Here is a 16,069-nt window from a genome sequence, read left to right on the forward strand (position 1 = left end):
GAAACGCCATGACGAAGGTTGAAACGGGGGAACCCTCAGCTGCCAGGGGTCATGCCCACGGGAACCAACGCTCACGGATACTGGGTCGCCTGCTCTGCGGAGGGCGACAATCGGGGTCAAGCCCCGAACCTATGTGCGTCATGTCCCTTGTTGCCTTTTCGTGGGGGTCGCAAGGGGCAGCCAGACCCCTTGCCTGGCAGCTCCACCCGGCCTCTCTTCCCCCTCGCAAGGCGGGGTCGCAAGGGGCAACCAGACCCCTTGCCTGGCAGCTCCACCCGGCCTCTCTTCCCCCTCGCAAGGCGGGGTTGCAAGGGGCGGCCAGCCCCCTTGCCTGGCAGCTCCACCTGGCCTCTCTTCCCCCTCGCAAGGCGGGGGCGCAAGGGGCAACCAGCCCCTTGCCTGGCAGCTCCACCCGGCCTCTCTTCCCCCTCGCAAGGCGGGGTCGCAAGGGGCAGCCAGCCCCCTTGCCTGGCAGCTCCACCCGGCCTCTCTTCCCCCTCGCAAGGCGGGGGCGCAAGGGGCAACCAGCCCCTTGACTGGGGGCTCCGGGGCTGTGCCCCCGGCCTCCCTAATTTAGTTGTGGTGCAGCCGAACGGCTGCACCACAACTAAATTAGCCCCCAAAAAACCTTGATATTCAAAATATTTATATGTATAATTGTTTTGAATATCAAAACAATCTACCATCAAAGGATTACCTATGGCTACGGAGCGTTTAACTGAAGACCTACTTTTACTGACGCGTCTGCTACGACCATCGCGGCACACAGACATGACACAGCAGCAATACTGGTTGTTGCGCCACCTGCGCTGCTCTGGCCCACAAAACATCGGTGAATTGGCCCAGGCACTCGGCATTACAACTGGTTCAGCCACTGTGGCCTGTAAACGTCTGGAAAAAGCAGGCCTGATTACACGCACACGGCAGGCAGAGGATGAACGGGTGGTACAGGTCTCATTAACTGATACGGGTCGCACCCAGATCGATGCGGTCCGCCAGCAAAGGCGCGAATCTTTGACCCACTTACTGCAGGTACTCGATGAGCCGGAACAACAGGAATTGCAACGACTGGTCGAGCGTTTACTGGATGCAGCGGAAGCACAAGGATTTGGAGAAATGAAGAAAAATGACAGGCATCATTGAAGTATCTCATCTAGTAAAGAAATTTGGGGACTATGCCGCCGTCAATGATGTGAGCTTTGAGGTTGCAAAAGGCGAGGTGTTTGGCCTGCTCGGTCCAAATGGCGCCGGTAAAAGTACGACCATCAAGATGCTCACAACCCTGCTCAGCCCTACATCAGGACAGGCCAGCGTGGACGGCTTTGATATTGTGCATCAGACAACAGCAGTACGCCATAGTCTGGGCTACGTGCCTCAGGCTTTGTCGGCTGATGGCAACCTGACAGGCTATGAAAACCTGTTGATTTTCGCGAAGCTGTATGACCTGCCTCGTACAGTACGGAACGCGCGCGTCAACGAGGTATTATCATTTGTCGGGCTGACCGATGCGGGACAACAACTGGTACGCCACTATTCAGGAGGCATGATTCGGCGGCTAGAGGTTGCCCAGGCCCTCTTGCACCAACCCCACGTGCTCTTCCTGGATGAGCCAACTGTAGGACTTGATCCAATTGCCCGCCAGGCCATCTGGGAACACTTGATGGATCTACGGGAAGAATCGAACATGACGATCTTCTTGACGACCCACTCGATGGAAGAAGCTGATAGCCTGTGTACACGTATCGGCATTATGCATCGCGGCCAGATTGCTGCTATGGGTACGCCAGCAGAATTAAAGGCAGCCGTGGGCGGCGAGAATGTCACTTTGAATGATGTATTCGTCCATTTCGCGGGCGATGCCCTTGAATCAGGAGGAACTTACCGTGACGCTTCACGAGCACGACGTACAGCACGAAGACTTGGCTAAAGTCAATGCCCAGTCCCTGCCATATCAGACTTCAAGATCACCGCTGGCATTGCTGGCCAACTTCATAGGCAAAACGTTTACCATTGCTGAATGGGAGGCACGCAAGATACGTCATGACGCCACCGACCTGGTTACCCGTGCCATACAGCCAGCGCTCTGGATTCTGGTCTTTGGTGAGGTCTTTACCCGTATTCGCGCCATCCCAACCGGCAGCAAGAACGTCAGTTATCTAGAATTTATGGCGCCCGGCATTCTGGCCCAGAGCGTCCTCTTTATCTCCATCTTTGCTGGTATCGCCATCATCTGGGAACGAGACCTGGGCGTTATTCATAAGTTCCTGGCCAGCCCCACTCCTCGTGGCTCTCTGGTATTGGGCAAAGCCCTCTCATCGGGCATTCGCGCCTTACCACAGGCCATCGTTATTTACCTGCTCGCCCTGATCCTGGGCGTCAAGATGAATTTTAATCCTCTGGCTTTGCTGGGAGTGCTGGTATTTGTGGTTATGGGAGCGGGCTGCTTCTCTACCTTCTCGCTGATCATCGCCTGCCTGCTCAAAACCCGAGATCGTGTCATGGGTATCGGACAAGTACTGACCATGCCAATGTTCTTTGCCAGTAACGCCATCTACCCCATCGCCATTATGCCATCCTGGCTGCAAGCGATCGCCCACATCAACCCCCTCACTTATGTGGTAGACGGCTTGCGTTCCTTGATGCTGGCCAACACAGCCATCAACATGGCCGATGTCAGTAAAGACTTCGGGATCTTACTGATCGTAACCATAGTACTGGTCACCATCGGAGCCATGCTCTATCCACGCATCGTCCAATAAAGCAATAGAATTGTTGAGGTAAAAAAAGTGCACAATGTGCACTTTTTTTACCTCAACATTGCCCCACCATCTCCAACACTCTCTCCAAAAAGCATATTTATGGTACTGCTTATGAATTATCACAACACTTTACGCGCTTTCGCGCGGCCTGGAGATTGGCAGCATAAGGATCTGCTTGCTGACATTGTTTTTTCTCAAAAAATCGCGTATGCTGTCGGTAGGCATGTCCGGTCTGACAAAGCCCCCTGGCAGACATGCATGTCACCATTCAATATAACAGCCCCATCCTCAAACTGTGGGCAAAATATTTCTTGGGCGTGGATAGAAAGAGAGAGATAACCTGTGGGACAGAAGCCAGAGCAAGCGAGGCAGGATGAACAGAGCCTGCCCTCCTATAAGGCTATGCAAGAAATGGAGCAACGCTTTCGAGCGACTTTCGAGCAGGCTGCAGTAGGAATGGCACATGTTGCTCCCTCAGGTCACTTTCTGGCGGTCAACCAGAAGCTCTGCGATATTGTAGGCTATACGCACGCAGAGCTATTCATGCGCACTTTTCAAGATATTACTTATCCCCCTGATCTGGAAGAGGATATCGCTTATGTCAACCAGATCCTGGCAGGCGAATGCGCTACATATACAATGGAAAAACGCTATATTCGTCGCGATGGCTCTCTTGTCTGGGTTAATTTGACGGTTTCGCTGGTGCGCCATGAAGACGGAGCCCCACACTACTTTATCTCTGTCATTGAAGACATCAGCCAACGCAAACATCTGGAGGAGACCCTCTACCAGCAGAACCAGCTCTTGCAACAGATGGTCAACAATGCCCCCGATATCATTGCGCGCTTTGATCGTAACTTACGCCATCTCTCAATTAATCTCGCGGCAACCAGGGCGACAGGCCGGCCAACCAGCGAATTTCTTGGCCGGACCAATCGAGAGGTGGGGATGCCTATTACGCAAGTCGATGCCTGGGATGCAGCCTTGCAGGCGGTCTTTGCCACCGGCGAAAACGGAACCATCGAATTTTGCTTTCCAGCGGCTGACGGACGACTGCGGTGGTATCAGTCAAGACTGGCCGCTGAGCGAGATCAAGCAGGAGAGATAGTTTCTGTACTATCTGTGGCACGCGATGTGACGGCCCTGCGCCAGGCACATGAAGAGCTACAATATAGTGAAGCGCGGCTACGACGCTTATTGGATTCCAATATCATTGGTGTTGCATTCGCAGAAGGGACCAGAATCATTGAAGCCAATGATGCCTATCTACAAATGATTGGCTATAGTCGAGAGGATATACAAGCGCGCCGGATCGATTGGGTCGCCATGACCCCACCAGAATATGCTCCACTCGATGAACGCGCGCTCCGTGAACTTCTGACCCGAGGGGCCAGTACGCCATATGAAAAAGAATATTTCCACAAAGATGGGAACCGGGTACCCATTCTGATCGGGGCCGCGATGGTGCAAGAGCACCCTATACAGTGGGCCTGCTTCGTGATGGATCTCTCAGAACAAAAACGGATCACCGACCAGTTGTCACGCGCGGTACAAGCATTTCAAACCCTGGCCGATCACGTCCCAGATATGATCACACGCCATGACGCCAGGACGTTACGCTATCTCTATGCTAACCCGGCCGTCACTTACACAACGGGTATTTCACCAGATGCCTTTCCTGGCAAGACCCCACGAGAGTTAGGTATGGCAGAAGAGGAGTGTCAATTTTTTGAGCAACAGCTCAAGCAGGTAGCACAAACGGGCATTCCTCTCACAGTAGAATACAACTTCACCCATCATGATCAACTGCGGCACTATCAGTCAAGGATGATTCCAGAATATGATCGTGAACAGAAACTCAACTCGATCCTGGTCATTACCTATGACATCACAGAGCTTAAGGAGCAGGAGAGCCGCAAAGATGCTTTTATCAGCATGGCCGGCCACGAATTGAGGAGCCCACTGACAGCAATCAAAGGCAATCTTCAACTGGCAAGCCGCCAGGTAGACAAGCTCGTAGCCGATGGACAGGAAACCCAGGTGCAGACGACGCTGCAAGAGGTGCAGCAGCGACTGGGACGGACATTGCGCCAGGTAGCGGTCCAACAACGGCTCATCAATGATCTATTGGATGTCTCGCGTATTACTAGCGACAAATTGAAGCTCTCCATTGAGACATATGACTTACGAGCACTGGTACAGGACAGCGTTGAGGATCAGCGTGCCAGTACCCCAAATCGTGAGATACAGCTAGAGCTACAGACCTCGGAACCAGTTATGGTCCAGGCTGACAAGGACCGCATTGGACAGGTCATCTGTAACTATCTCACCAATGCCATCAAATATTCCAGCAATGAGCAAGCGGTCACCGTCGGGTTGGCGCTGGCTGACCAGCAGGCGCGCGTCTGGGTACAGGATCACGGCCCGGGCCTCTCTGCTCATGCACAGCAACAGGTGTGGAAGCGCTTCTATCAAGAGCCTGGCATCCTGGTGCAAAACAGATCCGGGGTAGGACTGGGCATTGGGCTCTACATCTGTCAATCGATTATCGCACACCACCACGGGCTGGTTGGGGTTGAGAGCACCCCGGGGCACGGATCAACCTTCTGGTTTACATTACCACTCAACTGATCATATATGAAGGAGCATAAAACTATGAAGCGTGTTGTTGTTACAGGCATTGGACTGGTAACTTCGTTGGGACATACTGTTGAAGAGACCTGGGAAGGAGTAAGCCAGGGGCGTTCAGGCATCGGGCCGATTACCAATTTTGACTCCAGTGGCTATCCAGTAACCTTCGCAGGCGAGGTCAAGGGCTTTGATGCCACCCCCTATATGGACCGCAAAGAGATACGCCGCAATGATCCATTTACCCACCTGGCGGTAGCCGCCTCACGCCAGGCATTGACGCAATCGGGATTGGAGATCACCAGGGAACTGGCACCCGAGGTTGGAGTCTGCATTGGCAGCGGCGTTGGGGGCCTGATTACCTTACATGAGCAATTCAACGTCCTGCACGACAAAGGTCCGACACGAGTCAGCCCATTCTTAATCCCGATGTTGATGATCAACGCAGCACCAGGCCTTGTTTCACAGCTGGTGGGGGCACGCGGACCAGCCTGGGCCGCTGTTTCGGCCTGCGCGACCAGCGGCAATGCCATCGGCGAGGCCTGGGAAACGATACGCCGCGGGACAGCCCGGGCCATGCTGGCAGGTGGATCAGAGAAGGCTGTTACCCCGCTTGGTATGGCCTCATTCGCCAACATGCATGCCCTCTCACGGCGCAACGAAGATCCGCAAGGTGCCAGCCGGCCATTTGATGCCACGCGCGATGGTTTCGTCATGGGCGAGGGTGCTGGAGTTCTCATGCTCGAAGACCTGGAGCTAGCCCTGGAACACGGGGCCCCGATCCTGGCTGAACTGGTCGGCTACGGCTCAACGGCTGACGCCTATCATATCACCGAGCCAGCCCCTGGTGGCACAGGACTGGTCATGGCCATGCAACGCGCGCTACAGGTCGCCGGCTTGCAGCCCGAACAGATTGACTATATCAACGCACATGGCACCTCCACATCCCTCAACGATGCCCGCGAGACGCAGGCCATAAAAACCTGCTTTGGTGACTATGCCCACAAAGTAGCCATCAGCTCAACAAAATCCATGCTAGGTCACACCTTTGGAGCAGCCGGAGCCGTAGAGGCCGCCATCTCAGTGTTAAGCATCGTCCACAACCTGATGCCACCCACCATCAACCTGCACAATCCCGACCCTGAATGCGACCTCGATTACATCCCCAATCAAGCCCGTGCCGCACAAGTAAATATCGCACTCTCCAACTCCATGGGCTTCGGAGGCCACAACACCAGCCTCATCTTCCAACGCTACCAATAAATTATCTCATCCTCCCCCCCCAGCACGCAAGACGGGGTTGCAAGGGGCTGGTCGCCCCTTGCCCGGGAGCTCTACCCAACCACTCCCCAGCACGCAAGGCGGGGTTGCAAGGGGCGGCCAGCCCCTTGCCCGGGGGCTCCGGGGCTGTGCCCCCGGCCTCTCGTACACCCCCGGGGCCGCCTGTCGGCGGCACCGCAAAAGAACAGCGTCTTGCCAGTATGTTACTGGCAAGGCGCCTTTTTCATCCCTTTGGAGGATACCAGGCACCAGATAAGCATGCTATATTCTGTCTAACACGTGAGATATCGGGGCGAAGGTCGCCAGTTCACGAGGAGAAAATATATGCAGCATTTAGTTCATAGAGTTCGCTCTACCACCACCTGGTGGGTTGTACTTCTCCAGGGCATCATCGCCATTGGCCTCGGACTACTCGTATTGCTAGCACCATTTAAACTATCCGCATTAATGGTGCGCTTATTAGGTGCCTACCTTTTCATCTCCGGACTCTTACTATTCTTCAACATGTATCGCAACAAAACATATCCCAAATTCAAAGTTGTGGTTGCGGCAGTAGGAGTTATCGCCGGTATACTACTAATGATCTTCCGTGTCTGGAGCCTGGCTGTCTTGCCACCCGCAATCTTCCTGGCAGGAGCAATTCTAGGCATCGTCTATGGAATTATCGAAATATTGCAGGGGATACGCAATAAAGAATGGGATGATACAGGGGTCGGCGTGCTGAGCCTCATTGTCGGCATTACCCTGCTCTTTTTGATTGTACCCTTAGGTGGTTTTCTCTCGGTATCACTCACCACAGTCGCGCTATCAGCGCCATTTATTATCTGTGTTAGCGGCATCGTTATCGGCGCCCTCCTGATCCAGCGCGCCCTACGCATGCGGCAAGAACAAGTACCCAATCCGCCACCTATGATGTCAGCAACCCAGGAGTAGCCATCCTCTCTATCCACAAACACAAATGTATCTCAACAGGTTAGCAGAAAAGGAGCAGGGCCATGATGGCAGAACAGAGCGACCGGCAACAAACGATTCCCTATGCACGCAACCTCCACGACGCGCTAAAAGGTGATGAATTGCTGCCGGCTACCTACCTGGCAAAAGGTGAGGATACAGCGGGGCAGTTAACATTAAGTGAGGCGATCATCCATCGAGGGCAGGAGCCACTGCCCCATACCCATACACGCGAAGACGAGGCTTTTTACATCCTCGAAGGGGCCGCCACCTTCACGATAGGGCAGCAATCCTTTCCAGTATCTGCCGGAACCTTCATCTGGCTACCCAGAGACCAGCAACACTCATTCATTATCCATACAGAAACTGCCCGCGTCCTGGTCTTTATCCTACCATCCGGCCTGGAACACTACTTTGAAAAGATGGGGCAGCTATTTCAACAAGAACATGTGCAAGCAGGCCAGCTATCACCTGCAACAGCACACAAATGGCAGCTGCTCTCACAACAATTCGGCATCACCCTCAACCTCCCAGAAACACAAACACCGTAGGTGCGACCCTCGGCGGTCGCTTGCCGCCCCGGCGGCCCCGTATCCCAGCGCTCAGGCACCCCATGGCATCGCCTTTCCCTCACGCGGTACCCAAAAACGGACCATCCTTTTGGGCACCGCGTGGGCCAGGGTGTCAGAGACAAAAGGCGCGAGAATCGTACGTATTGATGCTTGAGCTTATTTAGCGGCAGCTTCGATGACGATATAAGCGCGATCTGGCGTCTCCGTGCCAGCGATACGCTGGAATTGTTCTCCGTATTTTTTCTCCAGGGCGGCACGGGCGGCGGGCCGCTCTTCGGTACTGGCATCACGACCAACTCCATCAACCTCGGGCTCACCCTTCAAGTTACCTACCCGATCAGAAGGTGTCATAGTAACACGGCCGGTAGCGCGCACGCGCTTGACTTTGCCTGCATTAGTGGAGGTGGTGACATACACTTTACCCTGCTCATAGGCAAACCAGACGGTGGTAGGCACGGCGCGGCCATCTTTACGATAAGTGGTTAACACAATAAATTCATGGGGTGCGAGAAAAGCAAATGGGTCCTGAATGTGAGTACCTTGCATGGTCATATTTATAACTACTCCTAATAAATATTGATAATCGAGAACAGCAGTGAGTGCTTGCTCTTTGTTCAAAACTCTACCACGGATAGACAACTGACGACAAGACGCTGGGATAGGCAGCCATGGGTATAGCTGATGCCGATCAAATTGTGAGCCGAGCGCTTCAGGCAGGCAGTTCCAACATAAAATGTGATGGGGCACATCGAGATGTATAGCGATGTATAGTATAATATTGACACAATGTTGTCAGGTTTTGCCCTTCCCAGAGAAAGGTGAAAGAGATGGAGCAAAAGGTCTATCGAACAGAACTTACCCCTTTGAGTTTTCTGGAGCGGAGTGCCCTGATTTTTCCTGATAAGACAGCTGTTATCCATGGGGAGCGGTCCTATACGTATCAAGAGATGGCTGAGCGGGTCTATCGTCTGGCCTCGCGACTGCGTGCGCTGGGACTGCAGAAACATGAGCGGGTGGCGTTTCTCTGTCCCAATACTCCAGCCCTGCTTGAAGCTCACTACGCCATCCCGGCGGCCGGCGGTATCCTGGTCGCCATTAACAATCGACTGAGCAGCCCCGAAATTGGTTTTATTTTACAGCATTCAGGCAGCAAATATCTTTTTGTCGACCACGAATTTTTCCCCTTGATTGAAGCCTTAAACCTGGAACAGTTAACACAGATTATCCGCATTGACGATAGCGGCGCCCCCGAAGATCCTTATGAGCAGTTTCTAGCTGCGGGTACGCCTGAACCAGTTAAGAGCTGGCTGGAAGATGAAGAGGAGACCATCTCGATTAACTATACCTCAGGCACAACTGGCAACCCTAAAGGTGTTATGTATACGTATCGTGGCGCTTACCTCAATGCCCTCTCCGAAGTAATCGAAAGCGGCTTGAATAGCAGCAGCATTTATCTCTGGACGCTACCAATGTTTCACTGTAATGGCTGGTGCTTTACCTGGGGCGTCACCGCAGTGGGAGCAACCCATGTCTGCCTGCGTAAAGTTGATCCATCCCATATCTGGGAGTTGTTTGAGAGCGAGAAGATTACCCATTATAATGGGGCACCCACGGTACATATTTTCCTGGCACATCACCCCAAGGCGCATCGCCTGGAACAGCAGATCACAGTAACCATCGCCGGTGCTCCACCCTCGCCGACTTTGCTGGCCCAACTAAAACAGCTCAATATGCGCCCGATCCACGTCTACGGCCTGACCGAGACATACGGACCTTATACCGTCTGTGAGTGGCATGAGGAGTGGGCTAGCTTGCCACAAGAGGAGCAGGCACGTCTGCTGGCACGGCAGGGTCAGGGCTATGTGACCGCTGAGCGGGCGCGCGTGGTCGATCCCAATATGCAGGATGTGGCATGGGATGGCGCGACGATGGGTGAGGTAATCATGCGCGGCAATAATGTGGCCAAGGGCTATTATGAAAATCCGGAGGCGACCGCACGCTCCTTTGAGGGTGGCTGGTTCCATTCTGGCGATATCGGGGTCTGGCATGCCGACAGCTATATTGAGCTACGTGACCGGGCTAAGGATGTAATTATTTCGGGCGGCGAAAATATCTCGACCATCGAGGTTGAACAGACCCTCGTGCAGCATCCGGCGGTCCTTGAATGCGCGGTCGTAGCCATCCCGGATGAAACCTGGGGGAACGCCCCAAGGCATTTGTGACCCTGGCAGCGGACCACGAGACCACAGAACAAGAGCTGATTACGTTTTGTAAGGCACGCCTGGCCCACTTCAAGTGTCCGGTCGCCATCGAGTTCGGTCCCCTACCCAAAACATCGACCGGCAAAGTCCAGAAATATGTGTTGCGCGATAAGGCCTGGGCTGGACGCGAGAAACGTATTAATTGACTTCAACCATGATGTATAGATTAAAGCCTGTATAAATCGGTGAAAGGCAATTGCAATGGAGCCAAAAGTCTATCGAACCGAGTTGACGCCAGTGAGTTTTCTGCAACGCAGCGCCCTGATATTTCCTGACAAGACCGCGATCATTCATGAGAATCGATCCTATAGCTACCGCGAGTTTGCGGAGCGCGTCTATCGCCTGGCTTCCAGGCTGCGCGCACTGGGACTGCGTAAACATGAGCGGGTGGCGTTTCTCTGTCCCAATACCCCGGCCTTGCTTGAGGCCCACTACGCCGTTCCGGCGGCTGGCGGCATTCTAGTGGCCATCAATACACGGCTGAACAGCAGTGAGGTCGACTTTATCCTGCACCATGCGGGCTGCACTTTCCTCTTTGTAGATCATGAACTGGCCCCTCTGCTCAAAACAGCGAATCTGGCAGGTATCCAGGTCATACAGATTCAGGACAGCGGCCAGCCAGATGATCCGTATGAACAATTTCTGGCCGCTGGCTCACCCGAACCAGTTGAGAGCTGGCTGGCAGATGAAGAAGAAACGATATCCATCAACTATACTTCGGGCACGACAGGCAACCCTAAAGGCGTCATGTATACTTATCGAGGAGCCTATCTCAATGCACTTGGGATCGTCATTGAAACGCAGTTGACTAATAACAGCGTCTACCTGTGGACGCTGCCGATGTTTCATTGCAATGGTTGGTGTTTTACCTGGGCCGTCACCGCGATCGGAGCAACCCATGTCTGCCTGCGTCGACTCGATCCAGAGCGCGTGTGGGATATCCTGGATCAAGAGGGTGTGACCCACTATAATGGCGCTCCCACGGTGCATATTTTCCTGGTCAATCATCCCAAAGCGCATAGATTGGCGCGGCCCGCCACCGTCGCCATCGGTGGTGCTCCCCCATCGCCAACCTTACTGGCACAGATGGAGCAACTCAACATTCATGTTTTACATCTTTATGGCCTAACCGAGACCTATGGACCCAATACCGTTTGCGCATGGCATCCTGAATGGGATGCCCTCTCCCCGCCGAACAGGCGCGGATTCGAGCACGCCAGGGACAGGTGCATACGACGGCCGGCCAGACACGTGTCATTAGTCCAGACATGCAAGAGGCACCGCGCGATGGCGAGACGATGGGCGAAGTGATGATGCGCGGCAACACAATCGCCAAAGGATATTATGAAAATCCCACGGCGACCGCACGCGCCTTTGAGAATGGCTGGTTCCATTCTGGCGATATCGGAGTCTGGTATAGTGATAGTTATATCGAACTGCGCGATCGAGCCAAAGACATCATTATCTCTGGCGGCGAAAATATCTCGACCATCGAGGTCGAACAGACAATTGTGCAACAACCCGCGGTCCTTGAGTGCGCGGTCATCGCCATCCCGGATGAGACCTGGGGTGAACGCCCCAAGGCGTTCGTGACATTGAAGCCAGAACAGCAACTGAGCGAGTCGGAATTGATCAGTTTCTGCAAAGCCAGGTTAGCGCACTTTAAGTGTCCGGTCGCCGTCGAATTTGGTCCTTTACCGAAAACCTCGACCGGCAAAATACAGAAATATATCTTGCGCGACAAGGTCTGGACTGGTCAGCAGAAGCGTATTCACTAAAAAGAAACGACGCTGAGCGCCCACATATATAAGGAGAGTTTTCCATGTCCTATCAATTGATCGAATTGAGCTACGAGCAGGATCTAGCCATCGTCACCATGAATAATGTCAAGCGGCGCAATGCACTCTCACTGGCACACATGCAAGAGCTGACCAGTGCCTTTCGCGAGGTTGGTGAGAGCCAGGCCAGCGGCGTTTTGCTGGCGGCCAATGGCGCCGTCTTCTGCTCCGGCCATGATCTTTCAGAGATGGTAGATCAAGATGTCTCGTTCATGAGCTGTCTGCTAGAAACCTGTACCACGCTCATGAATACGATCCAAGAGATTCCACAACCAGTGCTGGCCTGTGTCCAGGGAGTGGCCACAGCGGCAGGCTGTCAACTTGTAGCCACCTGTGACCTGGCGGTGGCAGCAACCACCGCCAGTTTTGCCACCCCCGGCGTTAAAATCGGTTGGTTCTGCACAACTCCAATGGTAGCCTTAAGTCGCAATATCGGGCACAAGCGCGCGCTGGAGATGTTGTTTACCGGCGATCCGATCACTGCGCAGACCGCCGCGGACTGGGGATTGATAAACCGCGCGGTAGCAGTCGAGCAATTGCGTAATGAAGCTCTACGCCTGCTTAGAGCCGCCAGCAACAACAGCGTCAACGCCCGCAGTATCGGAAAGCAGGCCTTCTATACCCAGATCGACCTGCCCCAACCGCAGGCCTACGAATATGCCCAGGACGTCATGGCCTCGGCCTCCCAGATACCCGATGCCAGCGAAGGCATGCACGCCTTCCTCGAAAAACGCCAACCCCACTTCGACCAGAGAACGAAATGAAATGAATAACTACCAGCAACGCGAGACTCAGATGGGTCTCGCGTTGCTTTCTTTGCTTTGTATTACAGGCATATCCTCACAAGATACTATCCACTATAATGATGATGGGAATTTATAATTGAACAAGGGCAAAGCTGCTATTTATGGATCTCAATCAACTCCAGGCATTTGATCAGATTATCCAACAGGGAAGTTTTAGTAAGGCGGCGCGCAGGTTGAATATTTCGCAGCCATCGATCAGTCTGCGTATACAGGCGTTGGAACAGGAGGTAGGTGGCGCGCTATTCATTCGTGGGGGCAGTCGTTTACAGTTAACCGTGCTGGGAAAGAACTTCTCGCCCCATGCGCGCCAGGCTTTACAGGCGATGACGACCGGATTGGAAACCGCCCAGCATACATTGCAGGGGAAGAAAGGGCAATTGATGCTAGGCACCGCTCCGACACTGACCACCGGCTTTTTCGCTACCACGCTCATACGGCTGCGAAGGGAACAGCCTGAGCTGGATATCGCGGTGCATACAGGTCATAATCAACAGATTGTAGAAATGGTGCATGAAGGCTTTGTCCAGCTCGGCATTGTCACCGGACCTTTTTTCTCGCCCGCACTACAAAATATTTTACAGCTACAGGAACCATTGATCGCGATGGCCCACGCCAACCATCCACTGACTCAACAAAAACAGGTAAGCATAGCTGAACTGGCGATCAGTAGCAATCCTTTTTTCTCGATTGACTGGAGCCTGGAAGCCCGCTACTGGCAGGCCCATAGCTTAACACCAGCGCAGAAAGCGGTGCTTGAAGTTCCGCCGCAGACCGCTTATGACTTACTGAGCAGTGGGATCGGAGTAGCATTTATGACACGCTCATTTGCACGCCATGGACTGCAAAGCGGAAAATTGGTTGAACTGGCAGTCCATCCCAGGCCTGAACTCCAGCGCGAATTTGTGGTCATACAGCACCAGCGCGTTGATGATCTTTCGGATGCCGCTAAAGCATTTATACGGATTCTACGCGAAGAAACACGTTCCATCCATAAATATTGATCAATATTATTATACCCGATATCTATTCATCCACAACAAGCGAATATCAGTACAATATATAAGGGGTCCGAAAAATACAAAAAAGGGAAACCAAAAGAAAGGACACTGTACTATTTTGGCTCAATATGGATGGGCATCCTGCCCTACTTCCACCCGTGTACAGTTAAATTTACTCTGCGAAGGCCTGCGCACCACCCTGGATACACAACTGGTCGGCATCTATCTCCATGGCTCGCTAGCCATGGGATGCTTTAATCCCAAAAGCAGCGATATTGATCTGCTGGTCGTGACCCAGCAACCATTGAGTGTCTTTGTGAAACGCCAGCTCATGCTGCAAATCTTGCAATCCTCGCAACAGCCCAGTCCACTGGAAATCAGCTTTCTGGTCGCCGAACAGATCAATCCCTATCGACATCCATTACCTTTTGAGCTCCATTATAGCGAAACCTGGCGCGCGAAAACTCTGGCTGATCTGGATAGTGGCGCCTGGCAACACTGGAATGAACACCAGGCAACCGATAGCGATCTTGATGCCCATCTAACCATCTTGCGTCAGCGTGGCCTCACTCTTTATGGACAGGAGCACCAACAGATATTTCCTGTGGTACCGGCCAATTACTACATCGCCACGATCATCGCTGATTACAATGAGGCACGCGAAAAAAAATTGAGCGCTCCCGTCTATTTCTTGCTTAACGCGTGCCGTGTCCATGCCTATCTACAAGCCAGCCACATCTACTCAAAGGATGAAGGGGCATCTATGGATTGACCACCTTGCCAGCCGAGTTTATAGGTATCATCACACAAGCGCTGGATATCTATCGAGGTCGCTCAGCAGAACGCGCATTTGAAGAAGAGAAGTTGGATAAGTTTAGCACTTATATAGATAATTACATCCGTGAATGGCAGCAAGCTTAAAGAATCATTAAACATGTGCACTCCATATCAACACGCCATTGTTGACATTGCAATTGGCATAAGCAAGCAGACATAATACCTGATGGTGTCATTGTCATGATGAGAGATAAGGAGTTGGTATGTTTTTGAACAATTCGGCTCGAACAGCGAAGACCATCCTGGCGCTCATGTCAGTAGTAACAATATTGATACTGACAATTAACCTGGGCATACTATCCAGAACCGCAGTGGCGGCTGGAGGCACAATGGCTACTGTCAAGCTCCTCCACAGTCCCACCGGGAACGCTCAATTGAGCTACAATCCCAACACTAAGACACTTACGGTTACCACCAGCCTGGTCGGACTGGCCCCTAATAGCACTCATCCTACCCATATCCATCAAGGAGGCTGCACATCCTCAGAAGCTAACATTAAATATCCGCTGCAAAATGTGGTCGCCAACGCCGTAGGACAGGGCACAGCGACGACCGTCATACCTAATGTGGCAGGTGGAATACCCGCGACTGGCTGGTATCTCATCGTCCACAATGGCCCCAATCTGCAACCAGCTGCCCAGGACACAGCTATCGCCTGCGCAAGCATTCAGAACCCCAGGGCCCTGACAACCGTAAACACTCCGCTGGGAGCATCAGCGAGTGGCAATGAAAATGCCACGGGTACCGCTCACTTGCAGGTGAACAATAATACGCTAACCGTCACCCTAAATGTAAGTGGACTGGCTCCAAATACGCAGCACGCCGCCCATATCCATGCCGGCAACTGTCAGGCCACCATGCAGGTACTCTACGATTTGAGTCCACTGCAGTCTGACAGCGCTGGCAATGCCAGCAAAACAATGACTTTCAAGGGAGTCTCAGCCATACCGAGTACAGGCTGGGATATCAATGTCCACTACACAAATAATCTCTCCACACAGACAGGTTATAATCCAATCTTGTGTGGGAATGTCGTACCCAGTTAGACGTTTGTAGCAAGCTCTTAGGCTATAAGAAGCGGGGTGATTGTCGACTGGCAGCCACCTCGCTTCTTCGAATACAATTCACCGCTTCAACT

The 16,069-nt window shown here is 53.0% G+C and carries 14 protein-coding genes and 2 pseudogenes; 15 read left to right on the top strand and 1 reads right to left on the bottom strand.

The annotated features are described in order from the left end of the window. Positions 1-8 precede the first annotated feature (8 nt). From EL645_RS29985 to EL645_RS30020, 8 genes are all read left to right on the top strand, one after another. Complete coding sequence (locus EL645_RS29985) at positions 9-536, top strand: hypothetical protein (RefSeq protein WP_126555618.1); 528 nt, start codon at positions 9-11, stop codon at positions 534-536. A 163-nt stretch (positions 537-699) separates the two neighbouring features. After that, positions 700-1,143 (top strand): MarR family winged helix-turn-helix transcriptional regulator, encoded by a 444-nt coding sequence (locus EL645_RS29990; protein WP_126555620.1) that lies wholly within the window; start codon positions 700-702, stop codon positions 1,141-1,143. After that, positions 1,127-1,927 (top strand): ABC transporter ATP-binding protein, encoded by an 801-nt coding sequence (locus tag EL645_RS29995; RefSeq protein WP_126555623.1) that lies wholly within the window; start codon positions 1,127-1,129, stop codon positions 1,925-1,927. The genes EL645_RS29990 and EL645_RS29995 overlap by 17 nt, the downstream gene beginning before the upstream one ends. After that, a complete protein-coding gene (locus EL645_RS30000) occupies positions 1,884-2,759 on the top strand; it encodes an ABC transporter permease (protein WP_246035628.1) in 876 nt (291 codons plus the stop codon). Before EL645_RS29995 ends, EL645_RS30000 begins: the two co-directional genes overlap by 44 nt. A 342-nt stretch (positions 2,760-3,101) precedes the next feature. Next, entirely contained in the window at positions 3,102-5,390 is a 2,289-nt protein-coding gene (locus tag EL645_RS30005; RefSeq protein ID WP_126555626.1) for a PAS domain S-box protein, read from the top strand. A 24-nt stretch (positions 5,391-5,414) separates the two neighbouring features. Continuing rightward, positions 5,415-6,650 carry a beta-ketoacyl-ACP synthase II gene (gene fabF / locus EL645_RS30010; protein ID WP_126555629.1) on the top strand — a complete coding sequence of 412 codons (1,236 nt, stop codon included), beginning with the start codon at positions 5,415-5,417 and terminating at the stop codon, positions 6,648-6,650. Between the two features lie 342 nt (positions 6,651-6,992). Further along, positions 6,993-7,601, top strand: coding sequence for a DUF308 domain-containing protein (locus EL645_RS30015; protein ID WP_126555632.1), 609 nt, complete (start codon positions 6,993-6,995; stop codon positions 7,599-7,601). Between the two features lie 62 nt (positions 7,602-7,663). Beyond that, positions 7,664-8,170, top strand: a complete 507-nt coding sequence (locus EL645_RS30020) for a cupin domain-containing protein (RefSeq protein ID WP_126555635.1) — start codon at positions 7,664-7,666, stop codon at positions 8,168-8,170. Positions 8,171-8,347: 177 nt separating this feature from the next. Here EL645_RS30020 and EL645_RS30025 read toward each other — a convergent pair whose 3' ends face one another. Then, positions 8,348-8,743, bottom strand: coding sequence for a PPOX class F420-dependent oxidoreductase (locus EL645_RS30025; RefSeq protein ID WP_126555638.1), 396 nt, complete (start codon positions 8,741-8,743; stop codon positions 8,348-8,350). A 275-nt stretch (positions 8,744-9,018) separates the two neighbouring features. On the opposite strand from EL645_RS30025, the pseudogene EL645_RS30030 reads away from it, so the two are divergent. The 7 genes and pseudogenes from EL645_RS30030 (at position 9,019) to EL645_RS30055 (ending at position 15,977) form a co-directional block, all read left to right on the top strand. Next, positions 9,019-10,598, top strand: a pseudogene (locus EL645_RS30030) (acyl--CoA ligase family protein). A 55-nt stretch (positions 10,599-10,653) separates the two neighbouring features. After that, positions 10,654-12,230: pseudogene (locus tag EL645_RS30035) on the top strand (acyl--CoA ligase family protein). Between the two features lie 44 nt (positions 12,231-12,274). Further along, positions 12,275-13,054: an enoyl-CoA hydratase-related protein gene (locus EL645_RS30040; protein WP_126555642.1), complete on the top strand. Its 780-nt coding sequence runs from the start codon at positions 12,275-12,277 to the stop codon at positions 13,052-13,054. A 143-nt stretch (positions 13,055-13,197) separates the two neighbouring features. Then, the gene (locus EL645_RS30045; protein ID WP_126555645.1) at positions 13,198-14,097 is read left to right on the top strand and encodes a LysR family transcriptional regulator; all 900 of its coding nucleotides are present in this window, start codon (positions 13,198-13,200) and stop codon (positions 14,095-14,097) included. 115 nt (positions 14,098-14,212) lie between these two features. Beyond that, complete coding sequence (locus EL645_RS30050) at positions 14,213-14,866, top strand: aminoglycoside adenylyltransferase domain-containing protein (RefSeq protein WP_161977809.1); 654 nt, start codon at positions 14,213-14,215, stop codon at positions 14,864-14,866. Then, entirely contained in the window at positions 14,863-15,015 is a 153-nt protein-coding gene (locus EL645_RS39685; protein WP_161977810.1) for a hypothetical protein, read from the top strand. The genes EL645_RS30050 and EL645_RS39685 overlap by 4 nt, the downstream gene beginning before the upstream one ends. 119 nt (positions 15,016-15,134) lie before the next feature. Then, positions 15,135-15,977: a CHRD domain-containing protein gene (locus EL645_RS30055; protein ID WP_126555651.1), complete on the top strand. Its 843-nt coding sequence runs from the start codon at positions 15,135-15,137 to the stop codon at positions 15,975-15,977. Positions 15,978-16,069 lie beyond the last annotated feature (92 nt).

Source organism: Dictyobacter kobayashii (assembly GCF_003967555.1).
Taxonomy (GTDB): Bacteria; Chloroflexota; Ktedonobacteria; order Ktedonobacterales; family Ktedonobacteraceae; genus Dictyobacter; species Dictyobacter kobayashii.

Coding starts and splice junctions, on each gene's coding strand:
- EL645_RS29985 (WP_126555618.1), top strand. CDS start 9: ATGACGAAGGTTGAAACGGGGGAACCCTCAGCTGCCAGGGGTCATGCC.
- EL645_RS29990 (WP_126555620.1), top strand. CDS start 700: ATGGCTACGGAGCGTTTAACTGAAGACCTACTTTTACTGACGCGTCTG.
- EL645_RS29995 (WP_126555623.1), top strand. CDS start 1,127: ATGACAGGCATCATTGAAGTATCTCATCTAGTAAAGAAATTTGGGGAC.
- fabF (WP_126555629.1), top strand. CDS start 5,415: ATGAAGCGTGTTGTTGTTACAGGCATTGGACTGGTAACTTCGTTGGGA.
- EL645_RS30015 (WP_126555632.1), top strand. CDS start 6,993: ATGCAGCATTTAGTTCATAGAGTTCGCTCTACCACCACCTGGTGGGTT.
- EL645_RS30020 (WP_126555635.1), top strand. CDS start 7,664: ATGATGGCAGAACAGAGCGACCGGCAACAAACGATTCCCTATGCACGC.
- EL645_RS30025 (WP_126555638.1), bottom strand. CDS start 8,743: ATGACCATGCAAGGTACTCACATTCAGGACCCATTTGCTTTTCTCGCA.
- EL645_RS30040 (WP_126555642.1), top strand. CDS start 12,275: ATGTCCTATCAATTGATCGAATTGAGCTACGAGCAGGATCTAGCCATC.
- EL645_RS30045 (WP_126555645.1), top strand. CDS start 13,198: ATGGATCTCAATCAACTCCAGGCATTTGATCAGATTATCCAACAGGGA.
- EL645_RS30055 (WP_126555651.1), top strand. CDS start 15,135: ATGTTTTTGAACAATTCGGCTCGAACAGCGAAGACCATCCTGGCGCTC.